The 16,631-nt window shown below is 66.3% G+C and carries 12 protein-coding genes; 7 read left to right on the plus strand and 5 right to left on the minus strand.

Annotated features, from left to right (window positions below):
• Window positions 1-5 precede the first annotated feature (5 nt).
• The 4 genes from LGR54_RS21775 to LGR54_RS21790 all read right to left on the minus strand — a co-directional run bounded on the left by LGR54_RS21775 (window position 6) and on the right by LGR54_RS21790 (window position 4,180).
• Window positions 6-1,619, minus strand: a complete 1,614-nt coding sequence (locus tag LGR54_RS21775) for an ABC transporter substrate-binding protein (RefSeq protein ID WP_230364056.1) — start codon at window positions 1,617-1,619, stop codon at window positions 6-8.
• Window positions 1,616-2,737 carry an ABC transporter ATP-binding protein gene (locus LGR54_RS21780; protein ID WP_304512007.1) on the minus strand — a complete coding sequence of 374 codons (1,122 nt, stop codon included), beginning with the start codon at window positions 2,735-2,737 and terminating at the stop codon, window positions 1,616-1,618. The genes LGR54_RS21775 and LGR54_RS21780 overlap by 4 nt, the downstream gene beginning before the upstream one ends.
• Window positions 2,727-3,704 carry an ABC transporter ATP-binding protein gene (locus LGR54_RS21785; protein WP_230364057.1) on the minus strand — a complete coding sequence of 326 codons (978 nt, stop codon included), beginning with the start codon at window positions 3,702-3,704 and terminating at the stop codon, window positions 2,727-2,729. The genes LGR54_RS21780 and LGR54_RS21785 overlap by 11 nt, the downstream gene beginning before the upstream one ends.
• An 83-nt stretch (window positions 3,705-3,787) precedes the next feature.
• On the minus strand, window positions 3,788-4,180 hold the full coding sequence (locus tag LGR54_RS21790) for a VOC family protein (RefSeq protein ID WP_230364058.1): 393 nt from the start codon (window positions 4,178-4,180) through the stop codon (window positions 3,788-3,790).
• A gap of 314 nt (window positions 4,181-4,494) precedes the next feature.
• On the opposite strand from LGR54_RS21790, the gene LGR54_RS21795 reads away from it, so the two are divergent.
• Window positions 4,495-5,202 (plus strand): FadR/GntR family transcriptional regulator, encoded by a 708-nt coding sequence (locus LGR54_RS21795; RefSeq protein WP_230364059.1) that lies wholly within the window; start codon window positions 4,495-4,497, stop codon window positions 5,200-5,202.
• An 85-nt stretch (window positions 5,203-5,287) separates the two neighbouring features.
• On the opposite strand, the gene LGR54_RS21800 is transcribed toward LGR54_RS21795, so the two are convergent.
• Window positions 5,288-5,539: a hypothetical protein gene (locus LGR54_RS21800; RefSeq protein WP_230364060.1), complete on the minus strand. Its 252-nt coding sequence runs from the start codon at window positions 5,537-5,539 to the stop codon at window positions 5,288-5,290.
• Window positions 5,540-6,315: 776 nt separating this feature from the next.
• On the opposite strand from LGR54_RS21800, the gene LGR54_RS26135 reads away from it, so the two are divergent.
• The 6 genes from LGR54_RS26135 (at window position 6,316) to LGR54_RS21830 (ending at window position 16,628) form a co-directional block, all read left to right on the plus strand.
• Window positions 6,316-11,481 (plus strand): autotransporter outer membrane beta-barrel domain-containing protein, encoded by a 5,166-nt coding sequence (locus LGR54_RS26135; RefSeq protein WP_230364061.1) that lies wholly within the window; start codon window positions 6,316-6,318, stop codon window positions 11,479-11,481.
• An 83-nt stretch (window positions 11,482-11,564) separates the two neighbouring features.
• Window positions 11,565-12,269 (plus strand): HAD family phosphatase, encoded by a 705-nt coding sequence (locus LGR54_RS21810; RefSeq protein WP_230364062.1) that lies wholly within the window; start codon window positions 11,565-11,567, stop codon window positions 12,267-12,269.
• Entirely contained in the window at window positions 12,266-13,225 is a 960-nt protein-coding gene (locus tag LGR54_RS21815) for a sugar-binding transcriptional regulator (RefSeq protein WP_230364063.1), read from the plus strand. Before LGR54_RS21810 ends, LGR54_RS21815 begins: the two co-directional genes overlap by 4 nt.
• 246 nt (window positions 13,226-13,471) lie before the next feature.
• Complete coding sequence (locus LGR54_RS21820) at window positions 13,472-14,791, plus strand: sugar ABC transporter substrate-binding protein (RefSeq protein WP_370638258.1); 1,320 nt, start codon at window positions 13,472-13,474, stop codon at window positions 14,789-14,791.
• Between the two features lie 132 nt (window positions 14,792-14,923).
• Complete coding sequence (locus LGR54_RS21825; RefSeq protein ID WP_230364064.1) at window positions 14,924-15,796, plus strand: carbohydrate ABC transporter permease; 873 nt, start codon at window positions 14,924-14,926, stop codon at window positions 15,794-15,796.
• Between the two features lies 1 nt (window position 15,797).
• Window positions 15,798-16,628 carry a carbohydrate ABC transporter permease gene (locus LGR54_RS21830; protein ID WP_230364065.1) on the plus strand — a complete coding sequence of 277 codons (831 nt, stop codon included), beginning with the start codon at window positions 15,798-15,800 and terminating at the stop codon, window positions 16,626-16,628.
• Window positions 16,629-16,631 lie beyond the last annotated feature (3 nt).

Below are 16,631 nucleotides of genomic sequence, written 5' to 3' on the forward strand. Positions count from 1 at the left end.
GCGGTTCAGTTCTTCCAGTAGACGACGTCGAAGGCGCCGTAGCCGGTCGGATCCTCGAGCAGCCCGTCGATCTTCGCGCTGAAGGCGATCGGGTAGTAGCGGTCCCACAGCCACCAGTGCGGAGCGTCCTCGACCAGGATCTTCTGCGCCTGGCGATAGAGGTCGACGCGCTTGGCTTCGTCACCCTCGCGGCCGGCCTTGTCGAAGATCTCGTCGAGGGCCGGGTTACAGTAGCCGGAGGCGTTGCGGGCCATCAGCCGCTCGATGTTGCGGCAGACATAGATGCGCTCGACGCCGACCGCCGGGTCCGGGCCGGTCGAGAAGCTGCCCATGGTGATGTCGAAGTTCCAGTCCTTGAAGGCGGTGTCGCGCCAGGCGCCGCTGTCCATGCCCATGATCTCGAGGTCGACGCCGACGGCGGCGAAGTTCAGGCGCATCAGCCGCGCCACGTCGTCCATCGGGCCTTCCTTGACGTCGAAGCTGACGCGCAGCTTGAAGCGCTTGCCGTCGGTGCCGCGCGGGAAGCCGGCCTCGTCCAGCATCTTGTTGGCGAGGGCGGGGTCGTAATCGTACTGCCGCACGTCCTGGGTGTAGAAGATCGGCTGCTCGGAGGAGACCGGGCCGACCGCCACCTTGCCGTAGCCGAAGCCGGCCTTGTCGAGCATGGCCTTGCGGTTCATCGCGTAGTAGAGCGCCTGGCGCACCTCCTTCTTGGCGAGCGGACCCTCGCGGGTGTTGAGGAACGCCATGTACTCGCCGGCGATCATCCGCTTGGCGAAGGTCACGACCAGCTTGTCGTTCTTGCGCAGCCCCTCGGTCTGCCCGAGCGGCATGGCGTAATAGGGGATGAAGTCGATGTCGCCCTTCTCCAGCGCGATGGAGCGCGCGCCCTCGTTCGGGATGATCTGGAACACCACGCGGTCCAGATAGGGCAGGCCCGCGAGATGGTAGTTGGGGTTCTTCTCCAGAATGATGTGGCTGCCCTTCTTGTATTCCTTGAACACGAAGGGGCCGGTGCCGATCGGCTTCAGGTTGGCGGGGTTGTTCCGCGGGTCCTGGCCGTTGTCGAAGACATGCTTGGGCACGATGGTCGACGAGTTGAAATAGGCGAGCCCGCGCAGCAGCGGCGGCGAGGGGTATTTCAGCTTGAACACCACGGTATTGGGGTCGACGGCGACGATTTCCTCCACGGGTGCCAGCAGGCCGGAGGATGGGCCGTTATACTTCTTGTTGACGTTCCACAGGCCCCACGCGACATCCTCGGCGGTGAACGGCGCGCCGTCGTGCCATTTGATGCCTTCATAAAGATGGAACGTGTAGGTCAGCCCGTCCGGCGAGATGTCCCAGGACTTGGCGAGCGACGGCAGCACCTTGCCATTGGCGTCGAGGCGGACGAGCGTGCTGTAGACCTGCCCGGAGATGTTACTGGACGAGATATCGGTGGTGATCGCCGAATTGATCACTGGCGGATCGCCCGGCAGGGCAACCACCATAGTGCCGCCATCCTTGCCGCCGGGCGGTGCCGCCGAGCCCGGGGCGGCGAACAGAGCCAGTGAGACGAGAGCGATGCAGGCGCCGAGAGCGCCACGTCGCAAGCTTTCCATCATCATGGATTTCATGGAGCCAACCCTGTTCTCTGGAAGTTGTTGTTGTGTTTGGAGATGTCGCTGGGGAGCGCACTGTCCTGAGCGGAAGGTACGTCGAGAAGCGGATAATGGCAGGCAGCCAGCCGGCCGGGCGCATGCTCGCGCAGTTCAGGGGTCTCGACCGCGCAGCGGTCGCGCCGCTGCGGGCAGCGCGGATGGAAGGCGCAGCCGCTGGGCGGGTTTATTGGCGAGGGCATGTCGCCTTTGAGCACGATGCGCGTAGCGCCGGTGCGCGGGCCAAGGCGCGGCAGGGCTGAAAGCAGAGCTTCCGAATAGGGATGCAGCGGACGCCGATAGAGCGAGGCCGTGTCGCTCAGTTCCACGAGGCGGCCGAGATACATGACCCCAACTCGGTCGCTGATGTGCCGCACCACCCGCAAGTCGTGGGAGATGAACACATAGGTGAGCCCCAGGCGCTTCTGCAGCGTCACCATCAGGTTCAGCACCTGGGCCTGCACGGAGACATCAAGGGCGGAGACCGCCTCGTCGGCGACGATCAGTTTGGGATCGAGCGCGATGGCGCGCGCGATGCAGATGCGCTGGCGCTGGCCGCCGCTGAATTCATGCGGGTAGCGGTGGATGTGCTCGGTGCGCAGCCCGACCATGTCGAGCAGGGCGCGCGCCTTGTCCATCCGTTCGGCCGGCATGTAGAGGCCGTGGATGCGGTAGGCCTCGGTCAGGATGGAGCCGACCGTCTTGCGCGGGTTGAGCGCCGAATAGGGATCCTGGAAGACGATCTGCATCTCGCGGCGGCGGCGGCGCATCTCCTCGGCCGAGAGCGTCGCCAGATCCTGTCCGTCGAACAGTACCTGGCCGGCGGTTGGCGGCTCGAGATGCAGGATGCAGCGTCCGAGCGTGCTCTTGCCGCAACCCGACTCGCCAACCAATCCTAGGGTTTCGCCGCGGCGAACCGACAGAGACACGCCGTCTACCGCCTTCACCGCCACCATGTCGGAGCGCAGGAAGGCACGGCGTCCGGGAAAATATTTCCGCACATCGACGAGGCGCAGCAGGGGCGTCGCGTCGCCGGGTGCCTCGTTGGCGATCTCCGGATGAAGGGTGGTCGGCAGGGGGACGGGATCATGCATCATGGAGCCAGCACCTGACCTTGTGAGCCGGACGGGCTTCGCGCAGCGGCGGTTCCTCTATCCGGCAACGCGGCTGCACATGCGGGCAGCGGGTTTGGAAGGCGCACCCGTCGGGAAGTTCCGCGAGATTGGGGACCACGCCGCCGATCACCGGCAGCAGGCGATCCTCCGGCAGATCCTCGTCGAGCTTCGGCACCGAGCGCATCAGGCCGAGCGTGTAGGGATGCAGCGGTTCGTCGAACAGCGCGGCGACCTCGGCGAACTCGACGATCTGGCCGGCATACATCACCGCAACGCGGTCGGCGGTCTCCGAGATGACGCCGAGATCGTGGGTGATCAGCAGCACGGAGCAACCGACGTCGTGCTTGAGATCGATCAGCAGATCGAGAATCTGCGCCTGAATGGTGACGTCGAGCGCTGTGGTGGGCTCGTCGGCGATGATGAGTTTCGGGCGGCAGGCGAGGGCGGTAGCGATCATCACGCGCTGACGTTGGCCGCCGCTCAGCTCATGAGGAAAATTGGCGAGCCGCGCCTGCGGGTCGGGAATGCCGACGCGGCCGAGAAGGTTCTTCGCTTCGTCCAGCGCCTGTGCTTTCGACAGACCCCGATGCAGGCGCAGCACGTCGGCAACCTGCTCGCCGATGCGCAGCACCGGATTGAGCGAGGTCATCGGCTCCTGGAAGATCATGGCGATGCGGTTGCCCCGCACCTTCTGCATCTGCCGCACCGAGGCGTGGGCGAGATCTTCGCCCTCGAACAGGATCTCGCCCTGCACGATGCGGCCGGAGGATGGAATGAGGCGCATGATGGAATGCGCCGTCACGCTTTTCCCCGAGCCGGATTCCCCGACCAGCCCGACGACCTCGCCGGGACCGATGTCGAGGTCGACGCCGCGAACCGACTTCACCACGCCGTCTTCGGTACGAAAATGGGTGTGAAGGTTGCGGATACTTAGGACGTCTTCGGACACGACTCCCTCATTTCGGCAAGCGGCGGTTCAGGGGGCGGAGGGGCCTTGGCTCCTCCGCGTCAGCAGGTCGCCGGCGACGGCGCTCAGATCGTCTCGTGCTGGGTGTGCTCGACCCGCTTCTCGTCGCTCAGCTGCAGGCGCCAGCCGTCGGGATCGCGCAGCAGAGCGTTCTTGCGCCCGGTGGACGGGGAGGGGTGCACGTCGCGGTAGAAGCTGATCCCCTTGTTCACCAGATCGGCGTGGGTGTCGTCGATGTCCCGCACCTTGAAGGAGATGTGATTGATCCCGGGGTTCTCTTCGGTCAGTAGCTGATGAATTTCGAAGATCGGCTGGTTGTCGCCCGGAAGCTGAAGTTCGGCCGACCCCCCATGGTGATCGGTCCAATTGAGGAGCTTGAAGCCGAGCTTCTGATAAAACTCGACGTATTCTTTCACATCGCGAACGATGATCTCGATGTGATCGATGCCGACAATCATGGAGGTCTCCCATACACGTTGAAATGATGCGCGCGACCGGCGCATTGCAGGCGATATTATTGGTTTCGCGGCGGGCGCAGCCGCGGAAATCCGGACGACCAGGGCTTGATGAGAGGCCCTCGCGCCCTCTGAAAGTGGCCCGGAGCAATCCGCATCGCGCTTAACCAATCGTTTGACCAATTAAGGACCGATTATAAATTGGTTTGCAAGCGCCATTCTCCGCTGCGACGCATTTTTTGCGCTTGACACGGCATCTCCCACTCGCCATCACCCTTTATGTCGATTGGTCCGCACGCTTCGACACGAGGAGAGCGATGGAATCTGCGGACGTGGCAGGTGCCGCCGAAATTCAGTCCGGTAGGGAGCTGGCAGCCTTTACCCAGTTGCAGGCTTTTCTTGCCCAATCCCAATTGGTTGCCAATCAGCGCCTTCCACCGGAGCGCGAGTTGTGCGATTTGCTGGGCGTTTCACGCGGCGAGTTGCGCAAGGCGCTCGCGATCGCGGAAGCCGATGGCCAGGTCTGGCGGCATGTGGGGAAGGGTACTTTCATCGGTCCCCGACAGGCGGAGGGGCCGATGGAGGTCGTCAATCTGGCGCACCTGACCAGTCCGGCGGAAGTCATGCGGGCGCGGATACTGTTCGAGCCGATGATGGCGCGTGAGGCCGCTACGAATGCGACCTCGGCAAACATCTCCGAGATGCGTGTATGTCTTTCACGGGGTAAGGAAGCCAGTTCGTGGCGCCGCGCCGAGCACTGGGACAATCGCTTGCACAGGGCCATTGCGGAATCGGCCCGCAATCCGCTGCTTCTTGTCATGTTCGATACGCTGAATACTGTCCGGCGCGCTGTCGCATGGGGGCGGTTCCGGGCGGATCCAGACGGACCGCAGCCGGAGCGTAGCGAATTCAGAGAGCATGAGAATATCGTGATGGCCATCTCGGACCGGAATCCGGCCAATGCCGAGCGGCACATGCGCATTCATCTCGAGAACGTGGCGCTCAAAATGCTCGGTGCGCGGTAGCCCGGCATTGACGGGCGGGCGCCAAGGCTTCCGGGAGGGCATCCTTTCCGATGGGCGAGGCTACGGCACGCCGGAGGGGTATTCCTCAGCCCGGCTCGGCGGCTTTCTTGGCGAACAGGAAGCCGCCCAGGCCGCCCATGAGCCCGCCATTCACGTAGATGACGAGGAGCGGCGCAAATTCCTCGAACTGACCGAAGCGCACGGCGGCGACCGCAGCCAGTATCGCCAAGGCCGCGATGAGCAGCGCGGCAGGAACAATCTTTCGGATCAGAAAGGCGATCGCCCCCGAGATGCAGAGGATGAGGAAGCCGGAGATCAGAGCGAACGGGTCTATCATTGATTGTCCCTTGGGGAAGGCGCCGGCGGCATGGCGGTGTTATTACGAATTGACGCTTGATTGGCCAGAAATATCTGGGCCGCTGCCGTCGGCAGGGGAGTAGACCTTTCAGGGCAGGGGCGCCACAAGGTGCCGGAGGGCCAGGCGACCTCGGCTCTCATCCAGTGGCCACACTCAACGGCTTTTCACGAAAGGCAGGCGAGGGGGTATGGGGCTCCGCGTCCACCGCGTGGTGTTCCTGATGGCCAAGAAGGGCTAGCGCTTGGCAGGCTGCAGCGTTGCCGAGGGCTTAGCGCCCTCGTCCATGCACTGGCGCGTAACGCACGTTGGGAGCGAGGTCCGGGCTCTCCAGTCGACGGGCGAACCAATTCACGGGCGACCCGCGTCAGCGTCGCGGGCTCGCAACTGACGATCGCTCACGCCGATGTGCGGTCGAATGCGGCGGCAGATCTTTCGAAATTTGCATGTAGTTCTCGAATAAATTCCCTCGCTTAGTGCAGGATTGTCCGGCGATTCGGTTTGGCGGGCGAGGCGGGGAGAAGAAAGTGGGTTTCGGGGCTCGGGATATTTACGGGGTTCAAAGGAAAAGCGAGCCGGTTAGCCGGTTCTGCCGCCGCCGAGCCAGCCTTCTGCGTTCCACCGCAAGCGTAACCACCCTGGCCGCGACCTTTTCCGCTGCGGCATTTCTCCTGGCTTCTCCGGCCCGCGCCGCCTGCAATTTTTCCAGCGGCGCGACGAATGAGCTGATCTTCGGCCTCGGGGGGCGCACCTGCCTCGTGGCGCCGGCCAATGTCGGGGCGGGCGTCGCCGTCACCGGGCGCGGCGTCGGCTCGCTGGGCAGCGTCACCAATGAGGGCCAGATCAGCAATGATTTCGCCTCGGGTACCGTCAATGCCGTCGACATCGATACGTTGTTCGTCGGCAATTATTCCGGTGCCGGCGACGTCACCTCGACCGCGGGCACCGGCATCGACATCGTTGCCGGCTCGTCGACGGTGACCACCGGCGCTGGGACCATCATCGGCGGTGGCGGCGATGCGATTAGCATCGTCGCGGCGACCGCCAGCCTCACCGGTACCGGCACCAGCTTTCGGGGTGCCGATGACGGCATCGACATCGCCGCCGCCGTCTCCACCGTCGACCTCACCGGGGGCTCGGTTACCGGCGTTGCCGGTGACGGCATCGCCGTCGATGGCGTCACGACGTCGGTTACCACGCGCGGCACCCTCGTGCTTGGCGGCGCCAGCGGTATCCGTGTCGACACGCTGGGCGGCGGGGCGACAGTGGAGGTCGAAGGCGGATCGGTGACCGGCGCGGTCGGCCAGGCCGTCAGCGCCACCTCGCTCGGCCTCCTCGGCTCGGGAGGAACGACGTCGGTGACGACGCGCGACGGGGCGGTGCTGCTCGGCGGCGACGACGGCATCTTTGCGCTGTCCGCCGGGCTCGATCTCGACGCGTCGACCACGGTGAGGGCCGATGGCGCGTCGGTGACCGGTACCTCCGGCATTGGCATCCTCGCAGGTTCGCTGGCCGGCTCGCTGACTGGCGGCGAGGGCCATGCGGCGACGCAGGTGACGGGCAGCGCCGACATCACCGGCGATCAGTTCGGCATCGTTGCGGTCGCCGGTAGTATCGGTGGCGATGTCGGGGGGCTCGATCCGGTCGATCCGCTGGCCTGGACGGCGGGAGCCGGCGGAGCCAGCGTCGATGTCGTCACCAGCGGCACAGTGACCGGCGTCAGCGGTACCGGAATTCTCGCGCTTGGCATCGGTAATGGCGGCAACGAGGTCGCCGTGGACACGACCGGCGGCCAGGTCATCGGCGGCGCCGGCTTCGGCATCGTCGCGGGGGCGATCGCGAGCGGCGCGGCCGGCTCGGTCGACGTGCGGGCCGGAGAGGTGACGGGCACCGCGGGCGGCGTGCTCGGCTTTGCCCTCGGCGACGATGCGCGGGTGACGGTCGAGACCTCCGGCCCCGTTACCGGCGATCTGCTCGGCGTTGGCGGCGCGGTGATCGGCGAGGAGGGTGATCTCACTCTCACGACCTATGGTACCGTTACCGCTGACGACGGCTTCGGCGTCGCCGCGCTGGGTATCGGCACGAACATGGCGGCCGGGATCGTCAGCGACGGCACGGTCGAGGGGCGCTATCTCGGCATTGGTGGCCTTGTGCTGGGCACCGGCGCCTCTCTGTCCATCGAAGCGTCGGGTACGGTGTCCTCGTCCGACGGCCTCGGCGTCGCCGGCCTCGCCTTTGGCGACGAGACGACGGTCGATGTGACGACGCTGGGGGCGATCTCCGGCCGGTATCTTGGCGTCGGCGCGCTGGCGTTCGGCAGCGACAGCATGGTGCATCTCTACAGTTCCGGAACGGTATCGTCCGAGGACGGGATTGGCGTGTTCGGCGGCGTGCTCGGCACGTCGGAGAACGACGTCACCATCATCGTCGAGGCGGCGGTGAACGGCGGCATTCTCGGGGTCGGCGGCATCGTGGCCGGCAGCGACAGCACCCTGGCCATCGAGACGCTGGGTGCGGTGGAGTCCGTGAACGGCCTCGGCGTGCTGGGCATCGGGCTGGGCGACGAAACCGCCGTCGAGGTCATCGGTGCCGGCAGCACGGCGGGACGCTATCTCGGTGTGGGCGGGCTGGTCGTCGGCAGTCGGTCCACCTTGTCGGTCGAGGCGACGGGCGCGGCATCTGCGACCGAGGGATTCGGTGTTGCCGGCCTCGGCCTTGGCGACGGTACCGATGTCGATGTCGCAGCCAGCGGCCCGGTCGCATCGATGTCCGGCATCGGCGTGCTCGGCGGTGTCGTCGGCGCGGGCGGCACGGTGAGCGTGACCACGTCCGGCCCGGTCTCGGCCGGGCTCGCTGGTGTGGTCGGCTTCAACACCGGCGGTGATGTCAAGGTCACCACGAGCGGCAAGATCTCGGTCGCCGATGACGGCTATGTCGGTGCGTTGGCGCTGGCCACGGGCGGTGGCAACGCGACGCTCACCGTGAATGGTGTCATCGACCCGCCGCAGGTCGGGGCTGCCGCCGTCACGCTCGGTTCCGGCGCGGCGACGCTGACCGCCAATGCCAATGTGCAGGCGCAATCGATCGGCCTTGTCGGGGCCAATATCGGGTCGGGGGCCGTCGCCGTCACGATCGGGGAGGGTGGTTCGGTCCGCTCCGATGGCGTCGGCGTGCTGGCTCTCAAGATCGGCGACGGTGATACCACCGTCCAGGCGAATGGGCCCGTCGGCGGGCTTTCCAGTTTCACGGCGGGCGATGACGGCATTCTGGTGGTGAACGCCGGTGGCGACGGTCTCGTCTCGGTGACCACTGGCCCATCTGGCACCCTTACGGCTGGTGGCGACGGCATTGCCGTCAACAAGCTGGCCAGCAACGGCAATGGCGCCGATGCGGTGGTGGTCCGTGCCGGCAGCGCCATCACCGCCGGTGGCAATGGCATTGTCCTCGAACAGACGGATGGCGACGGCAATGTCTCGGCGGTGAACCTCGCGAGCATCGTCGCCGGCGGGATCGGCATCAGTGCGGCGAAGACTTCCGGTGCCGGCGATATTGGCGTGCTGGTGCTGGGCGACATCACTGCAGCGGACGGCGTGACGGCCTATGGCGAGGGACAGTCGGGCGACGCGATCGTCGTTACCGGAACAGGCACGACGATTGCCGCTACCAATACCGGCATAGCGGCGACCAAGCTGTCGGGCGGGTCCGGCAATGCGGTGGTGATCACCGGCGATTCCTCGCGCATTGTCGCCGGGGGCACCGGCATTTCGGCCTATAGCAATATCGGCGGCGGCGGTAATGAGGCGACCGTCGCTACCGGCTTCGGCAGCGTGATCCGCGCGGGAACGGATGCGATCAGCGCCGGCAGCTGGGACGATGTCGGCGTGACCGTCAGCCAGAACAGCGTCGTGCGCGGCGATTCCGGCGCGGCGGGCATTGGATCGGCGATCCGTATCATCAATGCGGACAGCGCAACGGTGACGCTGGAGCAGGGAGCCACTGTTTCCGGCTCGGGTCAGTCCTGGAACATGGCGGTGATCTCGGTCGCCAGCGACGATGCGACGACGATCTCCATCGGGGCGGGTGCGCTGGTGACGCCCTGGGCTTTCGACGGCAGCACGTCGGCGAACAACGATGTCGTGACCGCCGCGAGCCGTATCGTGCTCGACACGGATGGCGGCGCCACCACGATCAGCAATGCGGGCACGCTCGTCGGGCGCATCGGCCTCACCGACAATACCGACAGCCTGGCCAATCTCAGCTCGACCAGCTGGATCGTCACCGGCACGAGCAGCTTCGGCGGCGGCGCCGATGCGCTGACCAACCCGGGCCGCATCGTCGCGGCCCTGCAAGGTGACGTCGCCGAGCAGACGAGCTTCCTGTCGCTGGAGAGCTTTACCAATGGCGATCCGGCGGGCGCCGGCGCTGGCTTGCTGACGATGATCGACGAGACGCCGGGTGCGCGCGCCTTCGACGCTTCCCGCGATGTCACCTATACCAGCGGCATCTTCGCCGGCACGGGCAACAGCACGCTCGGCGTCGATGCCTGGCTTGGCGGGCCGGGTGCGACGTCCGACCAGCTTCAAATCGGCGGGCTCGATATGAACGGCAATCCCGTGGCGGGTGCCGCCACGACAGGGACGACCAAGATCCGGATCAACGACCTCAATACCGGCCCGGGTGGCTTCAACCCGGAGGGCATCCTGGTGGTTAGTGTCCGCAACGGGACGACGGATGCCTCGAATTTCGTCATCGATCCGACCTCGGCCAACTATGCCGACAAGTTCGGCGGCGTCATCGACAAGGGCCTGTTCATCTACGACCTCGCCGTGGCGCCGGTCGCCGGTGGCGGCACCGGGCAGTATCTCGTCGGCGTGCCGGATCAGGAGGCGTTCGAGCTTCCCTCGCTTATCACCGGCGCGCAGACCGTCTGGCATGAGACGGCCGGTCTCTGGCTCGACCGGCAGGCCGATTTGCGCTCCTATCTCACGAACCCGGCGCCACCCTCTCCGGGCACGCCGGTCGTCACCAAGGAACAGGGGCTCGTTACCAAAGCGCCGCCCGCGGCCGCCCCCGGGGTCACGCCCGGCGTGTGGGCCAAGGCGGTCGGCAGCTGGATGTCGCGTGACAATTCCGCAAGCTATGGCGCGCTCGGCAACCAATACGGCTTCGACACGTCCTATAGCCAGGATACTTACGGCTTCATCGCCGGCGCCGATTTCGGTAAGACCACCGACAGTTCGGCCTGGATTTTCGGCGTGATGGGCGGCTACGTCACCTCGTCGCTCGATTTCGACGGGTCACCGACCTCGGCCGACTATTCCGGCGGCACGGTCGGCGTCTACGCCACCTATCTGAACGGCGGCTTCTTCCTCGACGCGCTGTTCAAGGCCGATATCCTCGATCTCGACTATAGCGCGCCGACGCTGGGCGATGTCGGCTATACCGGTGAGAGCACCGACGCTACCTCGCTGGGTTTCGTGCTCGACACCGGCTATCGCATCGCCTGGACCGACAAGCTGTTCGTCGAGCCGGTGGCCACGCTCGCCTATGTGAGCACCGGCATCGACGACCTCGTCGGCCTTTCCGGCAACACCGTGCAGTTCCACGATGGCGAAAGTCTGCGCGGCGCTATCGGTGCGCGGGTAGGCGGCCGGCTTTACGAAACCGATGCCTACTGGATGGAGGCTTCGGCCGTCGGGCGCCTGTGGTACGAGTTTGACGGTGACAATCGCGTCACTCTCCTCAATACCGGCCTCCCGTTCAGCGTGTCGGACGATTTCGATGGAGCCTTCGGTGAGATCGGCGGTAATTTGAACTGGTTCGCCAAGACGAGCGGCTGGAACGGCTTCGTGAATGCCAACGTGAAGTTCAACGGCGACTTCACCTCGGGCACTGCGCTCACCGGGCTGCGCTACAAGTGGTGACGACCCCCGTATTGTCGGATTGAGCTGCCGCAGGAAGTTACCTTTGCTGGACGGCAGGCCCGCGGCGGATTAGATCGCTCGATATGCGTCCCGGTCTCATCATCTTCGATTGCGATGGCGTGCTGATCGACAGCGAGGTGCTCAGCGCGCGCGCGCTCATCGACGAGCTGGCCTGTCACGGCGTCGCCGTCGACATGGAGTTCGTGGCGCGCCACTTCATCGGCCGGGCCTACCAGGTGATCCTGGCCGAGGTGCGCGAACGGTTCGGCGTCGTGCTGCCGGCGAGCTTCGAGGCGGAGTATCGCGCGCGGCTGATCGCCGTCTTCGAAGGCGCGCTCTCGCCGATGCCCGGCGCCGTAGAGACGCTGGAGACGCTCGACATTCCCTATTGCCTCGCCACCTCATCGACGCCGATGCGGCTTGCCGCGTCGCTGCGGATCGCGCGGCTCGATCACTTCTTCGCCGGCCGCGCCTTCACCGCGAGCGAGGTGTCGCGCGGCAAGCCGGCACCTGACCTTTTCCTGCATGCCGCCGCCCGCATGGGCGCCGAGCCGGCCGCCTGCGTCGTGGTGGAGGACAGCGTCGCTGGCCTTCAGGCGGGCGTGGCAGCCGGCATGCGGGTATGGCATTTTACCGGCGGTAGCCATCTGGCCCTCAGGGCGGCTGTCCTGCCGGACGATCTCCGCCCTGAACGGAGCTACGCCAGTTTCACCGAATTGCGGGCGGCGCTGCCGGACCTCTTCCGGTCGCCCGCCCTCATGTCTGCCGATCGGGCCAATCCCGCATGAACCTTCCCACCGAGCTCGATGCCTCCGCCGACGACCAGGCCGCCCGCGCCGCCTGGCTCTACTACATTGGCGGCCTGACGCAGGACCAGATCGCCGCCGAGATGGGGGTCTCGCGCCAGCGCGCCCAGCGGCTGGTGAGCCGGGCGGTGGCCGCCGGCCTCATCCATGTGCGGCTGAACCATCACCTGGCGAGCTGCCAGGAGCTGGAGACCGCGCTACGCGAGCGTTTCCGGCTGGTGCGCTGCCGGGTCATGCCCGGGCTGGGCGCCGACCGCGACCCGGTGCGCGCCATCGCGCCGGCGGCGGCGGCAGAGATGGAGCGGGTATTGCGCCAGCCCGAGCCACTGGTCATCGCGCTCGGCACCGGCCGCGCCATGCGTGGCATGGCGGAGGCGCTCAGCGCGATCGAGGCGCCGCAGCATCGGCTGGTGTCGCTGATCGGCAATATCGCGCCGGACGGCTCGGCCTCCTATTTCGACGTCATCATGCGGATGGCGGAGAAGGTGCATGCGCCGCACTACCCGATGCCGGTGCCGGTGATTTCCGACACCGCCGAGGAGAACGCCACCTTCCAGTCGCTCGGCCCGGTGCGCAAGGTGCGCGAGCTGGCGCGCGCGGCGGACGTCATCTTCGTCGGCGTCGGCCAGATGAGCGACGACGCGCCGCTGTTGACCGACGGCTTCCTCAAGCCGTCGGAGCTGCACGAGGTGCAGGCGGCCGGGGCGGTCGGCGAGGTCGCCGGTCGTATCTTCGATGTCGAGGGCCGCTATCTCGATCTCGCGATCAACCAGCGCTTCGGCGGCATGCAGGCGCCGGCCGCCCGGCCCGACCGGCCGGTCATCGGCGTGGCCGCCGGCCCGTCGAAGATTTCGGCCATCGCGGCGGCGCTGCGCTCGGGCATCCTCAATGGCCTGATCACCGACGAGCCCACCGCGCGCGGCGTGCTGGCCGTCTGAGGCTCCCGCCGCTCAGGCGGCTTCCAGCGATTCCCGCGTCACGCCAACGTGTCGCCGCGCCTGGCAACCGGCGCGGGGCCGGCGGCGTTGAATCCCCGCATTTCCACGCGTTGAGCTCCCTCCGGCCGGGAGAAGGGAGCCTGCGTCTCGCAGGTGCAGCACAGCATGGGAATTGACGACGCGTCATCTCGGGTGAATATTTGCCCACAAGGCGATGAATTGCTCAAATCGCCAGGGAGGAAAGCCATGAACGTCACCGCCCGCGCCCTTATGGGCGCGTCGCTGCTGCTTGCCGCCACCAGCGCCGTCTCGGCGCAGACCACCATCACCGTCGCCACGGTGAACAATGGCGACATGATCCGCATGCAGCGGCTCACATCCGACTTCAACGCCAAGCATCCCGACATCAAGGTCAACTGGGTGACGCTGGAGGAGAACGTGCTGCGCCAGCGCGTCACCACCGACATCGCCTCCAAGGGCGGCCAATACGACGTGCTGACGATCGGCAATTACGAGGTGCCGATCTGGGCCAAGCAGAACTGGCTGCTGCCGCTCGACAATCTCGGCGCCGACTACGACCAGGCCGACCTGCTGCCGCAGGTGGCGGCGGCGCTCACCGTGGGCGGCAAGCTGTATGCGGCGCCGTTCTATGCCGAGAGCTCGATGCTGATGTATCGCACCGACCTTCTGGAGAAGGCCGGGCTGAAGATGCCGGAGAACCCCGACTGGGGCTTCATCACCGACGCGGCGGCCAAGATGACCGACAAGGCGGCCGGCGTGTACGGCATCTGCCTGCGCGGCAAGGCCGGCTGGGGCGAGAACATGGCGTTCCTCACCTCGATGAACAATTCCATGGGCGGCGCCTGGTTCGACATGCAGTGGAAGCCGCAATTCGACAAGCCGGAATGGAAGAAGACCCTCGACGCCTATCTGAAGCTGATGACCAGCTACGGCCCGCCCGGCTCGTCGTCAAACGGCTTCAACGAGAACCTCGCGCTGTTCCAGACTGGCAAATGCGGCATGTGGATCGACGCCACCGTCGCGGCCTCCTTCATCTCCGACCCGAAGGAATCCAAGGTCGCCGACAAGGTTAGCTTCGCCCCGGCGCCGACCCGCGCGGGTGGCTCGAACCACGGCAACTGGCTGTGGTCGTGGAACCTCGCCATTCCCGCCAGCACCACCAAGGCGGATGCCGCCAAGACCTTCGTCGCCTGGGCGACCTCGCCGGCCTACACCAAGCTGGTGGCGGAGAAGGAGGGCATCGCCAACGTGCCGCCGGGCACCCGCACCTCGCTCTACAAGAACGAGGCCTATCTGAAGGCCGCGCCCTTCGCGCCGATGACGCTGAAGGCCATCGAAGCGGCGAACACCCAGAAGCCGTCCGAGCAGCCGGTGCCCTATACCGGCGGCCAGTTCGTGGCGATCCCCGAGTTCCAGGCGATCGGCACCGCGGTCGGCCAGCAATTCTCGGCGGCGCTCGCCGGCAAGGCGACCGCCGACCAGGCGCTGGCCGCCTCGCAGGCGCTGACGTCCCGCGAGATGACCCGCGCCGGCTATCCCAAATAGCGGGCGCCGCAGGCCGGGCGGCGCTTCTCCCGCGCCGCCCGCCACCCGCTTCGCAGCCTCACCTGTGCCTCACCCTTGCCTCGCAGGCGCGGCGGATGCCGCCGGCCGCCTGCTCACGCCGGGAGCCCACCCATGGCGACGCAAGCCTCGCAGACCGCAAGCCGGCTGATGCTCTCCCCGGCGGTGCTGCTGCTGTTCCTCTGGATGATCGTGCCGCTCGGCATGACCATCTATTTCTCCTTCCTGCGCTTCAACCTGCTGATGCCGGGGACGGAGGCGTTCACTGGCTTCGAGAACTACGTCTATTTCTTCACCGATCCGGCGTTCTGGCCGGCGCTGGCCAACACGCTGACGCTGGTGCTGGGCGTGCTGTTCATCACGGTGATCGGCGGGGTGGCGCTGGCGGTGCTGCTCGACCAGCCGATGTGGGGGCAGGGGATCGTCCGCGTCCTCGTCATCGCGCCGTTCTTCGTCATGCCCAGCGTCTCGGCGCTGGTGTGGAAGAACATGCTGATGAACCCGGTGAACGGGCTGTTCGCCGCCTTCGCCCGCGGGCTCGGCCTCGAGCCCTTCGACTTCTTCGCCGACGCGCCGCTCGCCTCGATCATCGTCATCGTCGCCTGGCAATGGCTGCCCTTCGCCACGCTCATCCTGCTCACCGCGATGCAGAGCCTCGACCGCGAGCAGATGGAGGCGGCGGAGATGGACGGCGCCGGCCCGTTCTGGCGCTTCCTGCACCTCACCGTGCCGCATCTGACGCGGGCGACCACCGTGGTGGTGCTGATCCAGACCATCTTCCTGCTGTCGGTGTTCGCCGAGATCCTCGTCACCACCAATGGCGGGCCGGGCACCGCTTCCACCACGCTGACCTTCCTCGTCTACATGCAGTCCATGCTGCAATTCGACGTCGGGCTCGGCTCCGCGGGCGGCATCGTCGCCGTCATCCTCGCCAACATCGTCGCGATCTTCCTGATGCGGATGATCGGCAAGAACCTGGAGGCTTGAGATGGCACGCAACGTCTCCACCGGCCGCAAGGCCGCCGTCACCGCGCTGGCCTGGGGCGTCGGGCTGGTCATCTTCTTCCCGATCCTGTGGACGGTGCTGACCTCCTTCAAGACCGAGGGCGAGGCGATCAACGCCCACCCGTCCTTCCTGTTCTTCGACTGGACGCTGGAGAACTACCACACGGTCAATGAGCGCTCCGACTACCTCGCGCATTTCTGGAACTCGGTTGTGATCGCGCTCGGCTCGACGCTGATCGGGCTCCTCATCGCCATTCCCGCCGCCTGGTCGATGGCCTTCGTGCCGGGCAAGCGGACCAAGGACCTGCTGATGTGGATGCTGTCCACCAAGATGATGCCGGCGGTGGGCGTGCTGGTGCCGATCTACCTGCTGGCGCGCGACACCGGCCTGCTCGACAGCAAGACCGGCCTCGTCATCGTGCTGACGCTGGTCAACCTGCCGATCATCGTGTGGATGCTCTACACCTACTTCAAGGAGATCCCCGGCGAGATCCTGGAAGCGGCCCGCATGGACGGCGCGTCGCTGGGCTCGGAGATCCTCTACGTGCTGACCCCGATGGCGGTGCCGGGCATTGCCTCGACGCTGCTGCTCAACGTCATCCTCGCCTGGAACGAGAGCTTCTGGACGCTGAACCTCACCGCCGCCAACTCGGCGCCGCTGACCGCCTTCATCGCCAGCTATTCGAGCCCCGAAGGGCTGTTCTACGCGAAACTGTCCGCCGCCAGCACCATGGCCATCGCGCCGATCCTGATCCTCGGCTGGTTCAGCCAGAAGCAACTGGTGCGCGGCCTCACCTTCGGCGCCGTGAAATAGGAG

This window comes from Ancylobacter sp. Lp-2 (assembly GCF_020523795.1).
In the GTDB taxonomy this organism is placed as follows: Bacteria; Pseudomonadota; Alphaproteobacteria; order Rhizobiales; family Xanthobacteraceae; genus Ancylobacter.

What these genes read in the sequence shown, in the direction of transcription:
- LGR54_RS21775 (WP_230364056.1), bottom strand. Translation starts at nt 1,619, where the DNA reads ATGAAATCCATGATGATGGAAAGCTTGCGACGTGGCGCTCTCGGCGCC.
- LGR54_RS21780 (WP_304512007.1), bottom strand. Translation starts at nt 2,737, where the DNA reads ATGATGCATGATCCCGTCCCCCTGCCGACCACCCTTCATCCGGAGATC.
- LGR54_RS21790 (WP_230364058.1), bottom strand. Translation starts at nt 4,180, where the DNA reads ATGATTGTCGGCATCGATCACATCGAGATCATCGTTCGCGATGTGAAA.
- LGR54_RS21795 (WP_230364059.1), top strand. Translation starts at nt 4,495, where the DNA reads ATGGAATCTGCGGACGTGGCAGGTGCCGCCGAAATTCAGTCCGGTAGG.
- LGR54_RS21800 (WP_230364060.1), bottom strand. Translation starts at nt 5,539, where the DNA reads ATGATAGACCCGTTCGCTCTGATCTCCGGCTTCCTCATCCTCTGCATC.
- LGR54_RS21810 (WP_230364062.1), top strand. Translation starts at nt 11,565, where the DNA reads ATGCGTCCCGGTCTCATCATCTTCGATTGCGATGGCGTGCTGATCGAC.
- LGR54_RS21815 (WP_230364063.1), top strand. Translation starts at nt 12,266, where the DNA reads ATGAACCTTCCCACCGAGCTCGATGCCTCCGCCGACGACCAGGCCGCC.
- LGR54_RS21820 (WP_370638258.1), top strand. Translation starts at nt 13,472, where the DNA reads ATGAACGTCACCGCCCGCGCCCTTATGGGCGCGTCGCTGCTGCTTGCC.
- LGR54_RS21825 (WP_230364064.1), top strand. Translation starts at nt 14,924, where the DNA reads ATGGCGACGCAAGCCTCGCAGACCGCAAGCCGGCTGATGCTCTCCCCG.
- LGR54_RS21830 (WP_230364065.1), top strand. Translation starts at nt 15,798, where the DNA reads ATGGCACGCAACGTCTCCACCGGCCGCAAGGCCGCCGTCACCGCGCTG.